We start from the raw sequence: 14,167 nt of genomic DNA, 5'->3' as shown, positions 1-14,167 counted from the left end.
TTACTTCCTCTTCGCCTTCTTGTCCGCACCGTGACCGTAATAGGTCCGGGTCGGAGAGAATTCACCGAACTTGTGACCGACCATGTCTTCGTTGACGCTGACCGGAACATGCTTGCTGCCATTGTAGACGCCGAAGGTGAGACCTACGAACTGCGGCAGGATCGTGGAGCGACGGCTCCAGATCTTGATCACTTCGCTACGACCGCCTTCGCGAACCTTCTCAGCCTTCTTGAGAAGATAGCCGTCAACAAACGGGCCTTTCCATACTGAACGAGCCATTTCTGACTAACCTCTCTTACTTCTTCTTCAGGTGGCGGGAGCGCATGATGAACTTGTCGGTCGACTTGTTCGAGCGGGTCCGCTTGCCCTTGGTCGGCTTACCCCACGGGGAAACCGGGTGACGACCACCGGACGTGCGGCCTTCACCACCGCCGTGCGGGTGGTCGACCGGGTTCATGACGACACCGCGGTTATGCGGGGTCTTGCCACGCCAGCGGGTACGACCGGCCTTGCCGTCGTTGATGTTGCCGTGGTCCGGGTTGGATACGGCGCCGATGGTTGCCAGGCAGGAGCCCGGAACGAGACGCTGTTCGCCGGAGTTCAGGCGCAGGATCGCCATGCCGGCATCGCGGCCGACGAGCTGAACGTAGGTGCCGGCGGAGCGAGCGATCTGACCGCCCTTGCCCGGCTTCATCTCGACGTTGTGGATGATCGAGCCGACCGGGATGTACTGCAGCGGCATGGTGTTGCCGGGCTTTACGTCGACAGCCTTCTCGGAGGCGATGACCTTGTCACCGGCCGCGAGACGCTGCGGCGCCAGGATATAGGCCTGCTCGCCGTCGGCATAGCTCACCAGCGCGATGAACGCGGTGCGGTTCGGGTCATATTCCAGGCGCTCGACAGTGCCTTCAACTTCGAACTTGCGACGCTTGAAGTCGACGAGACGGTAGGTACGCTTGTGACCACCGCCGATGAAGCGGGCGGTGATGCGACCGAGGTTGTTACGGCCGCCGCTCTTGGACAGACCTTCCGTCAGCGCCTTGACCGGCTTGCCCTTCCACAGGCCCGAACGGTCGACGATGACCAGCTGACGCTGGCTCGGGGTCGTCGGATTATAGCTTTTCAATGCCATTGTTCTTATTCCCTACCTCAGACGCCCGTCGACACGTCGATGGACTGACCTTCGGCGAGCGTCACGACAGCCTTCTTGACGTCTTTCTGCTTGCCGATGAAACCGCGGAAACGCTTGGTCTTGCCCTTGCGGACGAGCGTATTGACGGCGGCGACCTTGACGCCGAAGAGGGCCTCGACAGCAGCCTTGATTTCCGGCTTGCTTGCACCCTTGGCGACGTTGAAGACAACCTGGTTCTGCTCGGATACCAGGGTCGACTTTTCCGTGATCGAAGGAGATACGATCACGTCGTAGTGACGAAGATCAGTCATTTGAACCGCTCCTCCAGAGCTTCAACCGCAGCCTTGGAAAGCACGAGCTTGCCGCGACGCAGAATGTCGTAAACGTTGATGCCCTGAACCGGCAGAACATCGATGTTCGGGATGTTTGCGGCTGCGAGCTTGAAGTTGCTGTCGATCTCGGCGCCGCCGATGACCAGAGCGTTGGTGAGGCCCAGCGAGGCGAAGCTGCCGACGAGTGCCTTGGTCTTTGCTTCAGCCGCAACCAGCTGATCGACGATGATCAGGTCTTCCGACTTCAGCTTGGCCGAAAGGGCGTGACGCAGAGCGAGAGCACGGACCTTCTTCGGCAGGTCATGGGCGTGGCTGCGAACAACCGGGCCATGAGCCTTACCACCGCCGCGGAACTGCGGAGCGCGAGCCGAATGGTGACGAGCGCGACCCGTACCCTTCTGCTTGTACATCTTCGCACCGGTACGGGAAACTTCCGCACGGGTCTTGGACTTGTGGGTGCCCTGGCGCTTGTTTGCCAGCTGGTAGCGGATCATACGGGCGAGGATGTCCTCGCGCGGATCGAGACCGAAGATCGCGTCCGACAGGGATACCTTGCCGGCGTCTTTGCCCTCGAGGGTCTTGACGTTCAATTCCATGTGCTTGGCTCCCTTACTTCGCAGCCGACTTGACGGCGTCGCGGACGATGATCCAGGAACCCTTGGAACCGGGAACGGCGCCCTTCACGAGGATCAGGCCACGCTCTTCGTCGGTGGATACCACTTCAAGGTTCTGGGTGGTGACGCGCGTCTGGCCCATGTGACCAGCCATACGCTTGCCCTTCCAGACCTTACCCGGATCCTGGTTGTTACCGGTCGAACCGTGCGAACGGTGCGAAACGGACACGCCGTGGGTGGCGCGCAGACCACCGAAGTTGTGACGCTTCATAGCGCCGGCGAAACCCTTACCGATGGTGGTGCCGGTCACGTCGACCAGCTGGCCAGCTTCGAAGTGGCTCGCCGTCAGCTTGGCGCCAACGTCGATGAGGTTGTCTTCGGAGACGCGGAACTCGACGAGCTTCGCCTTCGGCTCAACGCTGGCAGCAGCAAAATGGCCGCGCAGACCCTTGGTCGTGTTCTTGACCTTGGACTGGCCGGCGCCGAGCTGCAGAGCGACATAGCCGTTCTTTTCGACGGTACGCTGGGCAACGACCTGGACGTTATCCAACCGCAGAACTGTTACCGGGACATGTTCGCCGGCGTCGTTGTAGACGCGGGTCATTCCCACTTTCTGTGCAATCACACCTGAACGCATTGGTTCATTCCTCTTGAGAGCAGAATCAGGGCCTTTCGATCCTGACCTTGGCTCTTTGTTTAAGGATTCCACTCCGGCCCTTCCGAACCTTCAGGTTTCCCGTTTCGAGAAGTCGTTGGCAGGTCTTGCCACGTACCTTCCTTGTTATTTCGGCTCTCGCCGGAATTCCTTCTTAGAGCTTGATCTCGACGTCTACGCCGGCAGCCAGGTCGAGCTTCATCAGAGCATCAACGGTCTGCGGGGTCGGATCAACGATGTCGAGAAGACGCTTATGGGTGCGCATCTCGAACTGTTCACGGCTCTTCTTGTCGACGTGGGGCGAGCGGTTAACAGTGAACTTTTCAATGCGCGTCGGGAGCGGTACCGGGCCGCGAACGCTTGCACCGGTGCGCTTAGCGGTCGAGACAATCTCCCGCGTGGAGGCATCGAGAACCCGGTGATCAAACGCCTTGAGGCGGATGCGGATATTCTGGCCGTTCATTCGACTTGTCCTTGTTTGTTTTCTTGCGTCCCGCATACGCAGAGACAGTGAATTACCAATTGCTGGTCGGCCCCGGATTATCAAAAATCACAAGGACACCGTGAAGGCGCCCCTGTCACTTGCTATTCACAGAAACCTGCCAGGTCTCGATCTACAAGAGATCGACTCAACGCAGCGAAAAACGGACGACGACGACATCGTCCGCTTTCTTTCGTGGCCGGCACATACAATGCCAGCGGAGATTCGTCAATCGAATACTGAAGAAACGGAGCGGCGTTTTTCCGCCGCTCCGTATTTCAATTACTCGATGATCGAGGCGACGATGCCGGCGCCGACGGTACGGCCGCCTTCGCGGATAGCGAAGCGCAGCTTTTCTTCCATCGCGATCGGAACGATCAGCTCGACAACAACCGTGACGTTGTCGCCCGGCATAACCATTTCCGTGCCTTCCGGAAGCGTGACGATACCCGTCACGTCCGTCGTGCGGAAGTAGAACTGCGGACGGTAGTTGGTGAAGAACGGCGTATGACGGCCGCCTTCTTCCTTCGTCAGGATGTAGGCTTCAGCGTTGAACTTCTTGTGCGGCTTGACCGAACCCGGCTTGCAGAGAATCTGGCCACGCTCGACGCCGTCACGGGCAACGCCGCGGATCAGAGCGCCGATGTTGTCGCCGGCCTGGCCCTGGTCGAGCAGCTTGCGGAACATTTCAACGCCGGTAACCGTCGTCTTCGTCGTCGCACGGATGCCGACGATTTCAACTTCTTCACCAACCTTGACGATACCACGCTCGACGCGGCCGGTCACAACCGTACCACGGCCCGAGATCGAGAACACGTCTTCGATCGGCATCAGGAACGGCTGGTCGATCGGACGCTCAGGCGTCGGGATGTAGGCGTCAACAGCGGCCATCAGCTCACGTACGGCGTCTTCACCGATCTTCTTGTCCGAGTCGTTGAGAGCGGCCAGAGCCGAACCCTTGATGACCGGAACGTCGTCGCCCGGGAAGTCGTAGGATGACAGAAGTTCGCGAACTTCCATTTCAACGAGCTCGAGGAGCTCGGCGTCGTCAACCTGGTCGACCTTGTTGAGGAACACGACCAGAGCCGGAACGCCAACCTGACGGGCGAGCAGGATGTGCTCGCGGGTCTGCGGCATCGGGCCGTCGGCAGCCGAGCAAACCAAGATCGCGCCGTCCATCTGAGCGGCACCGGTGATCATGTTCTTGACGTAGTCGGCGTGGCCGGGGCAGTCGACGTGCGCGTAGTGACGGTTGGCCGTCTCGTACTCAACGTGAGCCGTCGAGATCGTGATACCACGGGCCTTTTCTTCCGGAGCCGCGTCGATCTGGTCATAGGCCTTGAACTCACCGAAGAACTTGGTGATCGCTGCCGTCAGAGACGTCTTGCCATGGTCAACGTGGCCGATCGTGCCAATGTTAACGTGCGGCTTGTTGCGCTCAAACTTACTCTTTGCCATTTTCGGCTCTCCGTTTCTTTATTCCCTCGAAGGGAAAAATTCCGTTGTTCTTTAAGGTCTTAGCGTATTCCGGTCACTTCTGACCGGAATACTTTGCCTGGATTTCAGTCGCGACGTTCGACGGAACCGGTGCGTAGTGATCGAAGGTCATCGAATACTGTGCACGGCCCTGCGACATGGAGCGCAGGTTGTCGACGTACTTGAACATGTTTGCCAGCGGGACGTGAGCGTTGATCACGATCGCGATGCCGCGCTGTTCCTGGCCCTGGATCTGGCCACGACGCGAGTTCAGATCGCCGATGACGTCGCCGACGTAGTCTTCCGGCGTCACAACTTCGACCTTCATCATCGGCTCGAGCAGCTGTGCACCAGCCTTCTTCGCTGCTTCACGGAAGCAGGCGCGGGAGGCGATTTCGAAGGCGAGAACCGACGAGTCGACGTCGTGGAATGCGCCGTCGACGAGGGTCGCCTTGACACCCAGCATCGGGAAGCCAGCGAGCGGACCAGACGACAGAACGCTTTCGATACCCTTCTGAACGCCCGGGATGTATTCCTTCGGAACAGCACCGCCGACGATCTTGGATTCGAACTTGAAGTCATCGCCTTCCGAGTTCGGTTCGAAGATGATCTTGACGCGCGCGAACTGACCGGTACCACCGGACTGCTTCTTGTGCGTGTAGTCTTCTTCGTGCGACTTGGTGATGGTTTCGCGGTAGGCAACCTGCGGAGCACCGACGTTGGCTTCAACCTTGAACTCGCGACGCATACGGTCAACGAGGATGTCCAGGTGAAGCTCGCCCATGCCGGCGATGATGGTCTGGCCGGATTCCTGGTCGGTCTTGACGCGGAAGGACGGGTCTTCAGCAGCAAGACGATTGAGAGCTAGGCCCATCTTTTCCTGGTCGCCCTTGGACTTCGGCTCGATCGCGATCTGGATGACCGGCTCCGGGAATTCCATGCGCTCGAGGATGACCGGCTTCAGGGGATCGCAGAGCGTGTCACCCGTCGTGGTTTCCTTGAGGCCTGCCAGAGCAACGATGTCGCCTGCAAAGGCTTCTTCGATGTCTTCACGGCTGTTGGAATGCATCTGCAGCATGCGACCGACGCGCTCGCGCTTGTCCTTGACCGTGTTCAGAACCGACACGCCCTTTTCGAGCTTGCCCGAGTAGATGCGTGCGAAGGTGAGCGAACCGACGAAGGGGTCGTTCATGATCTTGAACGCGAGCATGGCGAGCGGCTCGGCATCGTCAGCGTGACGCTCGATTTCGGCTTCCGTCTTGAAGTCGATGCCCTTGATGGCCGGGATATCGAGCGGCGACGGCAGATAGTCGACAACGGCATCGAGAAGCGGCTGAACGCCCTTGTTCTTGAAGGCGGTACCGCAGAACATCGGGTGGAACTTGACGTCGATGGTGCCGCGACGAACGAGTTCGCGGATCTTGTCGTTGTCCGGCATTACGCCTTCGAGATAAGCTTCCATCGCGGCTTCGTCGATCTCGACAACGGTCTCGATCAGCTTTTCGCGATATTCTTCGGCCTTGTCCTTCAGGTCGTCCGGGATCTCGACAACGTCCCAAGCGGCGCCGAGCGACTCGTCGCGCCATACCAGAGCATTCATCTCGATCAGGTCGACAACGCCCTTGAACTCGGACTCAGCGCCGATCGGGAGCTGCATAACGACTGCGGTGGCACCAAGACGGGTCTTGATCATTTCTACCGAGCGGTAGAAGTCAGCACCGGTCTTGTCCATCTTGTTGCAGAAGATCATCCGCGGGACGTTGTACTTTTCAGCCTGACGCCAGACGGTTTCGGTCTGCGGCTCAACGCCGGCGTTGGCGTCGAGGAGAGCAACGGCACCGTCGAGAACGCGCAGCGAACGCTCGACTTCGATGGTGAAGTCAACGTGGCCGGGGGTGTCGATGATGTTGAAGCGGCGCATCTTGCCGTCACGACCCTTCCAGAAGGTGGTCGTGGCCGCAGAGGTGATGGTGATGCCGCGTTCCTGCTCCTGCTCCATCCAGTCCATGGTAGCAGCGCCGTCATGGACTTCGCCGATCTTATGAGACTTACCGGTGTAGTAGAGGATACGTTCGGTCGTCGTGGTCTTGCCGGCGTCGATGTGCGCCATGATACCGAAGTTGCGGTAGTCTTCGATTTTATATTCGCGAGCCATGATGGACTGCCTTTCAATATTCGATCGGTTCAGATTACCAGCGGTAATGCGAGAAGGCGCGGTTTGCGTCGGCCATCTTGTGCGTGTCTTCACGCTTCTTGACAGCGGAGCCGCGGTTGTTCGCAGCATCCATGAGTTCGCCGCAGAGGCGGTCGATCATGGTGGTCTCGTTGCGCTTGCGTGCAGCGGCGATCAGCCAGCGGATGGCGAGTGCCTGACGGCGCTCCGGACGAACATCGACCGGGACCTGGTAGGTGGCACCACCGACGCGGCGCGAACGGACTTCGACATGCGGCGCGATGTTTTCGAGCGCCTGATGGAAGACCGTGATCGGCTCCTGCTTCATCTTGCCATGAACCGCATCGAAGGCACCGTAGACGATGCTTTCAGCGACCGACTTCTTGCCGTGAAGCATGATGGCGTTCATGAACTTGGTGACGACGAGATCGCCGAACTTCGGGTCCGGATTGATCTCACGCTTTTCTGCACTATGGCGACGGGACATACTGGTTTGTCTCTCAACAGTTAGGACGCTTTACCACGCGGAGAACCTCGCGCAGCGCCGGAATCAAAATGGAGTGCCGAATTACTTCGGACGCTTTGCACCGTACTTCGAACGGCGCTGCTTACGGTTCTTGACACCCTGGGTATCGAGAACGCCGCGGATGATGTGGTAACGCACACCCGGCAAGTCCTTTACACGGCCGCCACGGATCATGACGACGGAGTGTTCCTGCAGGTTGTGACCTTCGCCCGGGATGTAGCCGATGACTTCAAAGCCGTTGGTCAGGCGAATCTTAGCGACCTTACGGAGAGCCGAGTTCGGCTTCTTCGGGGTCGTCGTATAAACGCGGGTGCAAACGCCGCGCTTCTGCGGGTTTTCCTGCAGAGCAGGAACCTTATTGCGCTTTACCTGTGCCTGACGCGGCTTGCGGATCAGCTGGTTTACGGTAGGCATATACCCATCCCTTGCAAATTCTTGTCTCTAAGGCCCTTTCGGACCCTGGTTAAACCGTTTCCGGCGACGAACGCACGAATTTCTCATGCGCAAAATGTGGCCCGATCCGCTTTTCGCGGATGGACCACAAAAGGCAGAGGACGCACGATCGAGTGCGTCTTGCGTGCAGCATTCGTGTCTTCAACGTGCGAAAAGAACCCTGTTTGAGGCGAACTCCAGAACGAGACGTTCCGAAAAGCCTAGCCTCACATAGGCTCCGATGGGCGGGGTACTACTGTTTTCACCCCGTTCCGTCAAGTCTATATCGCAAATTTGTGGTCGCAGGCCCTGTGGCTGCGGGCATTTGCGATGCCTCAGCGGTGAATCGTGAAGGGCGCCGACGATTTGGTTTGGGTTTTTCCGGCAAAACTTCTAGATATCGCTGAGGGAGGCTGTCAACCGCCCTCCCCCTCTCTGTTCGATTCGCCTCCGCCGGGAATCGACCAACGCCAGAAGAAGACCAAGCCATGATTTCCAGCCCAGACAACGACAACAACCGCGACGACCCGATGGTCTTCATCATCATCGCCAAGGCCTATGAGGTCGAGGGCGGCGAAGGCATCGATCTTCATATCCTGCTCACCGCACCGGATGACGATTCCGCCGTGCGCATGGCGCTCAACGCACTTTCGGAAGAAGGCTTCCTCGAGGCCGATCTCGATCAGATCGGCATGGTCACCGAAGCCCCGGACGAAGAACCGCACGCCTCCGCCTTCCAGGGCGCGCTCGAAGGCGAAGTGGCGATCATCCGCTTCAACTGATCCCGCGATCAGGCTACATCGGCCACATTCGAAGGGCCGCCCGGCGAACCGGGCGGCCCTTCTCGTTCAGTGCGTCAGCGGGTATTCCTTACTTGGGAATGACCTCGCCACTCGGACGCGGGGTGGCGTCGGTTTCGGCCGGAAGTACCGGATAGCTTACCTCCGGCATCTTGCCCGTCAGCGAGTCGAGGAAGGCGACGATCAGATCGACCTCTTCATCCTTCAGTTCCTCGCCGAGCTGAGCCGTCCCCATGACGGCCACCGCCTGCTTCAGGTTCCACACCTTGCCGGAGTGGAAGTAGGGAGCCGTCAGCGCCACATTACGCAGCGGTGCTGCGCGGAACACGTAGGAATCGTCGGCCGTGTTGGTCACGGCAAAACGCCCCTTGTCGTTCACCGGCAGGACATCGGCGCCGGGTTTCTCGATGAGCCCGAAGGGGAAGTAACCCTCGCCACCGACATTGATCCCCGCATGGCACGACGAGCATCCCTTGACGATGAAGAGCGCCAGCCCCTTCTGCTGTTCGGCCGCCATCGCCGCATCGTCGCCATTGAGGAAGGCGTCGAAGGGAGCCGGGGTGACGAGCGTCGCCTCGAAGGCCTCGATCGCCTTGGCAAAGTTGTCGAAGGTCACCGGATCTTCCTCGCCCGGGAAGGCGGCCTTGAACCACTCGACATATTGCGGCATCGACTTCAGCGTCGCGACAACCTGGACCGGTGTGTTCGCCATTTCGACGCCGGCCTGGACCGGGCCCTTGGCCTGGGCCTTCAGGTCTTCTGCGCGACCGTCCCAGAACTGCGCCACGTTGAAGACCGCATTAAGCGCCGTCGGGGCATTGCGTGGCCCCTTCTGCCAGCCGTGACCGATCGAGGTTTCGAGATTGTCGTCACCGCCGGTCGCGAGGTTGTGGCAGGAGTTGCAGGAGAAGACCCCCGAGGCGGAAATCCGGGGATCGAAGAACAGCGCCTTGCCGAGTGCGATCTTGTCGGGAGTGATCGGATTGTTGGCCACCGCAGGCGTAGTCGAGGGAAGTGCCTTGAATATTTCCAGCGCATTCGCTCGCAGGTCCGCCGGTGCCGGATCGGCAGCAAAGGCCGTGGTTGCAAGCATCAGGACTGCGACCGATGTCAGTAGCTTTTTCATATTAGCCTCCGTTCTTTGTGAACGGAGCATAGTTTAGAATGATTTTAATGTGCAGCCTTGTCCTGGATCAATGAATAGGCGCGCGAAATGGAGGGTGCAAACGAAAAAGGCGCCCGGTAAGCCCGGGCGCCTGCTGATCGTCAAATCCAGAGTGCGACATAATCGCACCGAGGAAAACCGGCCTTACTCGGCGGCCGGAACACCTTCGGCCGAAGCCAGATCCTGCAGCATCGGAGTGGCGACATCGGCGCCCGTACCCTTGCGGCGCTCCTCGAGGATGAGGTCGTCGCGCGAGGTCGCGATGCGGCGGATCTGCGTCATGGTACCGCCGGTACCGGCAGGGATCAGACGGCCGACGATGACGTTCTCCTTGAGACCCTGCAGCGTGTCGGTCTTGCCGGCGATCGCAGCTTCCGTGAGAACCTTGGTGGTTTCCTGGAAGGATGCGGCCGAGATGAACGACGGGGTCTGCAGCGATGCCTTGGTGATGCCGAGGAGAACCGGGTCGCCGTAAGCCGGCTTCTTGCCTTCCTCGATCAGGCGCTCGTTGACGTCATCCAGTTCGATGCGGTCGACATTGTCGCCGACGATGTACTGGCTGTCGCCGGACTCGGTGATCTCGACCTTCTGCAGCATCTGGCGAACGATCACCTCGATGTGCTTGTCGTTGATCACAACGCCCTGCAGTCGGTAGACTTCCTGGATTTCGTTGACGAGGTAGGAAGCGAGTGCTTCCACGCCCTTGATCGCCAGGATGTCGTGCGGAGCCGGGTTACCGTCGAGGATGTAGTCACCCTTTTCGATGTAGTCGCCGTCCTGAAGATGGAAGGGCTTGCCCTTCGGGATCAGGTACTCGACCGGCTCGACACCGTCTTCCGCCGGCTCGATGATGACGCGACGCTTGTTCTTGTAATCGCGACCCAGACGGATCGTGCCATCGATCTCGGCGATAATGGCGTGATCCTTCGGACGACGCGCTTCGAACAGTTCGGCAACGCGCGGCAGACCACCGGTGATGTCCTTGGTCTTGGCGCTCTCGAGCGGCGAACGGGCGAGAACGTCACCCTGGGAGACCTTCGTGCCCGGCTCGACCGACAGGATCGCGTCGACCGACAGCTGGAAGCGGGCATCGCCACCACGCGACAGCTTCATCACGTTTCCGGCTGCGTCCTTGATGACGATTGCCGGCTTGAGGTCCGAACCGCGCGGGGTCGAACGCCAGTCGATAACCTGACGCTTGGTGATACCGGTCGACTCGTCGGTCGCCTCGAGAACCGAGAGGCCGTCGACGACGTCCTCGAAATGCACGATGCCCTCGACTTCCGTCATCATCGGACGGGTATACGGGTCCCACTCGGCGAGACGCTGGCCGCGCTTGACCTTGTCACCGTCGTCCACGAAGACCTTCGAACCGTAGGCAACGCGCTGCGACGAACGCTCGACACCACGCTCATCGAGAATGGTGATCGCCATGTTGCGGCCCATGGCAACCAGGTTGCCATCGGAGTTGCGCAGGATGTTGCGGTTCTTGATCTGGATCGTACCTTCATACGAAGCTTCCAGGAACGACTGGTCGACCACGTTTGCCGTACCGCCAAGGTGGAAGGTACGCATGGTGAGCTGGGTGCCCGGCTCGCCGATCGACTGGGCGGCGATGACGCCGACCGCTTCGCCCATGTTGACCGGCGTACCGCGCGCGAGGTCGCGGCCGTAGCAGACCGAGCAGACGCCCGTCTGGATTTCGCAGGTCAGTGCCGAACGGATGCGGACGGACTGGATGCCAGCCTTTTCGATCACGGCCACGTCGGCTTCATCGATCAGCTTGCCGGCCTTGACGATGTTCTCGCCGGTGACCGGGTTGTCGATGTCGTCGAGCGCCGTACGGCCGAGGATACGGGCGCCGAGCGAAGCCACGACCTGGCCGGCGTCAACGATCGCCGTCATGGTGAGGCCCTTGTCGGTCCCGCAATCGGTCGAGTTGACGATGCAGTCCTGTGCAACGTCGACGAGACGGCGGGTCAGGTAACCCGAGTTCGCTGTCTTCAGAGCGGTGTCTGCAAGGCCCTTACGGGCGCCGTGGGTCGAGTTGAAGTACTCGTTAACGGTCAGACCTTCCTTGAAGTTCGAGATGATCGGGGTTTCGATGATTTCACCCGACGGTTTGGCCATGAGGCCGCGCATGCCGCCCAGCTGACGCATCTGGTTCGGAGAACCACGGGCGCCGGAATGCGACATCATGTAGATCGAGTTCATCGGCTTCTGGCGACCGTTGTCGTCGAATTCGACGGCCTTAATGCGGGCCATCATCTCTTCGGCGACCTTTTCGGTGGCCTTGCCCCAGGCATCGACGACCTTGTTGTACTTCTCGCCCTGAGTGATCAGGCCGTCGTTGTACTGCTGCTCGTATTCCTTGACCAGCGCTTCGGTGTCGCCAACGATCTTCACCTTGCTGTCCGGGATGACCATGTCGTCCTTGCCGAACGAGATGCCGGCGCGGCAGGCATGGGCGAAGCCGAGCTGCATGATGCGGTCGCAGAAAATGACCGTGTCCTTCTGGCCGCAGTGACGGTAGACCGTGTCGATCATCTTGGAGATGTTCTTCTTGGTCATTTCCTGGTTGCAGGTCTCGAACGGCACGTTGACGTTCTTCGGCAGGAGTTCGCCGATGATCATGCGGCCAGGCGTGGTCTCATAGATCTTCGAAACCGGGTTGCCTTCGGCATCCACGGTCTTGAAACGACCCTTGATCTTCGCATGCAGCGTGACGACCTTGTTCTCAAGTGCGTGCTGCAGCTCGCCCATGTCCGAGAAGGCCATGCCTTCGCCCGGCTCGTTCTGGTTCTGGATCGAGAGATAGTAGAGGCCGAGAACCATGTCCTGCGACGGAACGATGATCGGTGCACCGTTGGCCGGATGCAGGATGTTGTTCGTCGACATCATCAGAACGCGGGCTTCAAGCTGCGCTTCGAGCGACAGCGGGACGTGAACGGCCATCTGGTCGCCGTCGAAGTCGGCGTTGAAGGCCGTGCAGACGAGCGGGTGCAGCTGGATCGCCTTGCCTTCGACCAGGGTCGGTTCAAAGGCCTGGATGCCCAGGCGGTGCAGCGTCGGCGCGCGGTTCAGGAGAACCGGATGCTCGCGGATGACCTCGTCGAGGATATCCCAGACTTCCGGCTTTTCCTTCTCGACCAGCTTCTTGGCCTGCTTGACGGTCGAGGAGTAACCCTTGGCGTCGAGACGGGCGTAGATGAACGGCTTGAACAGTTCGAGCGCCATCTTCTTCGGCAGGCCGCACTGGTGCAGCTTGAGTTCCGGACCGGTCACGATGACCGAACGGCCGGAATAGTCGACGCGCTTGCCGAGCAGGTTCTGACGGAAGCGGCCCTGCTTGCCCTTGAGCATGTCGGACAGCGACTTCAGCGGACGCTTGTTGGCGCCGGTGATGACGCGGCCACGGCGGCCGTTGTCGAACAGCGCGTCTACAGATTCCTGCAGCATGCGCTTTTCGTTGCGGATGATGATGCCCGGAGCGCGCAGTTCGATCAGGCGCTTCAGACGATTGTTACGGTTGATGACGCGGCGATAGAGATCGTTGAGGTCAGACGTCGCGAAACGGCCGCCGTCGAGCGGAACGAGCGGACGCAGGTCCGGCGGAATCACCGGAACGACCTTCATGATCATCCATTCCGGACGATTGCCGGACTCCATGAAGTTCTCGACGATCTTCAGGCGCTTCATCAGCTTCTTCTGCTTCAGGTCCGAAGTGGTCTCGGCCAGTTCAGCACGCAGGTCGCCGGCGATCTTCTCGAGATTCATCGAAGCGAGCATCTCGTAGATCGCTTCGGCGCCGATCATCGCGGTGAACTGGTCTTCGCCATATTCATCCACGGCCAGCATGTATTCTTCTTCGGAAAGAAGCTGGTTTTCCTTGAGCGCGGTGAGGCCCGGCTCGGTCACGATGTAGTTCTCGAAATAGAGAACGCGCTCGACATCCTTCAGCGTCATGTCGAGGAGCGTCGAGATGCGCGAGGGAAGCGACTTCAGGAACCAGATGTGGGCGACCGGGGCTGCGAGCTCGATATGGCCCATGCGCTCGCGGCGAACGCGCGACAGCGTGACTTCGACGCCGCACTTTTCGCAGATGATGCCCTTGTACTTCATGCGCTTGTACTTGCCGCACAGGCACTCATAGTCCTTGATCGGCCCGAAGATGCGGGCGCAGAACAGGCCGTCGCGTTCCGGCTTGAAGGTACGGTAGTTGATCGTTTCCGGCTTCTTGATCTCGCCATACGACCACGAAAGGATCTTCTCCGGGCTCGCGATCGAGATCCGGATGGAATCGAAGTGCTGTGCCGGCACCTGCGGATTGAAAAGGTTCATGACCTCTTGGTTCATGCCTGTCTCCTTGATGGGGCGAAGA

Annotated in this window: 13 protein-coding genes; 1 reads left to right on the top strand and 12 read right to left on the bottom strand. The window is 59.7% G+C overall.

From position 1 onward, the window contains the following. The 10 genes from rpsS to rpsL all read right to left on the bottom strand — a co-directional run bounded on the left by rpsS (position 1) and on the right by rpsL (position 7,803). Positions 1-279, bottom strand: coding sequence for a 30S ribosomal protein S19 (gene rpsS, locus ACX93L_RS15065; RefSeq protein WP_028735901.1), 279 nt, complete (start codon positions 277-279; stop codon positions 1-3). A 16-nt stretch (positions 280-295) separates the two neighbouring features. Continuing rightward, positions 296-1,132: a 50S ribosomal protein L2 gene (rplB, locus tag ACX93L_RS15060; protein WP_459405594.1), complete on the bottom strand. Its 837-nt coding sequence runs from the start codon at positions 1,130-1,132 to the stop codon at positions 296-298. Between the two features lie 17 nt (positions 1,133-1,149). Beyond that, positions 1,150-1,443, bottom strand: a complete 294-nt coding sequence (locus ACX93L_RS15055; protein ID WP_459405593.1) for a 50S ribosomal protein L23 — start codon at positions 1,441-1,443, stop codon at positions 1,150-1,152. Continuing rightward, the gene (gene rplD / locus ACX93L_RS15050) at positions 1,440-2,060 is read right to left on the bottom strand and encodes a 50S ribosomal protein L4 (RefSeq protein ID WP_169588646.1); all 621 of its coding nucleotides are present in this window, start codon (positions 2,058-2,060) and stop codon (positions 1,440-1,442) included. Before rplD ends, ACX93L_RS15055 begins: the two co-directional genes overlap by 4 nt. Before the next feature lie 13 nt (positions 2,061-2,073). Continuing rightward, positions 2,074-2,715, bottom strand: coding sequence for a 50S ribosomal protein L3 (gene rplC / locus ACX93L_RS15045; RefSeq protein ID WP_169588647.1), 642 nt, complete (start codon positions 2,713-2,715; stop codon positions 2,074-2,076). Positions 2,716-2,887: 172 nt separating this feature from the next. Then, a complete protein-coding gene (gene rpsJ, locus ACX93L_RS15040; RefSeq protein ID WP_006728688.1) occupies positions 2,888-3,196 on the bottom strand; it encodes a 30S ribosomal protein S10 in 309 nt (102 codons plus the stop codon). Positions 3,197-3,496: 300 nt separating this feature from the next. Further along, complete coding sequence (gene tuf, locus ACX93L_RS15035) at positions 3,497-4,672, bottom strand: elongation factor Tu (protein WP_169588649.1); 1,176 nt, start codon at positions 4,670-4,672, stop codon at positions 3,497-3,499. A 73-nt stretch (positions 4,673-4,745) separates the two neighbouring features. Next, positions 4,746-6,845 (bottom strand): elongation factor G, encoded by a 2,100-nt coding sequence (gene fusA, locus ACX93L_RS15030; protein ID WP_459405592.1) that lies wholly within the window; start codon positions 6,843-6,845, stop codon positions 4,746-4,748. 34 nt (positions 6,846-6,879) lie between these two features. Then, positions 6,880-7,350, bottom strand: a complete 471-nt coding sequence (gene rpsG / locus ACX93L_RS15025) for a 30S ribosomal protein S7 (protein WP_169588653.1) — start codon at positions 7,348-7,350, stop codon at positions 6,880-6,882. 81 nt (positions 7,351-7,431) lie between these two features. Beyond that, positions 7,432-7,803 carry a 30S ribosomal protein S12 gene (rpsL, locus tag ACX93L_RS15020; protein ID WP_003507760.1) on the bottom strand — a complete coding sequence of 124 codons (372 nt, stop codon included), beginning with the start codon at positions 7,801-7,803 and terminating at the stop codon, positions 7,432-7,434. A gap of 506 nt (positions 7,804-8,309) precedes the next feature. On the opposite strand from rpsL, the gene ACX93L_RS15015 reads away from it, so the two are divergent. Further along, positions 8,310-8,603, top strand: a complete 294-nt coding sequence (locus ACX93L_RS15015; RefSeq protein WP_459405591.1) for a transcriptional regulator — start codon at positions 8,310-8,312, stop codon at positions 8,601-8,603. An 88-nt stretch (positions 8,604-8,691) separates the two neighbouring features. On the opposite strand, the gene ACX93L_RS15010 is transcribed toward ACX93L_RS15015, so the two are convergent. Beyond that, entirely contained in the window at positions 8,692-9,747 is a 1,056-nt protein-coding gene (locus ACX93L_RS15010; protein WP_459405590.1) for a cytochrome-c peroxidase, read from the bottom strand. Positions 9,748-9,930: 183 nt separating this feature from the next. After that, entirely contained in the window at positions 9,931-14,142 is a 4,212-nt protein-coding gene (gene rpoC / locus ACX93L_RS15005) for a DNA-directed RNA polymerase subunit beta' (protein WP_459405589.1), read from the bottom strand. Positions 14,143-14,167: the final 25 nt, after the last annotated feature.

It is taken from the genome of Rhizobium sp. CAU 1783, from assembly GCF_054551725.1.
This window is presented reverse-complemented; position numbering and strand designations above follow the sequence as displayed.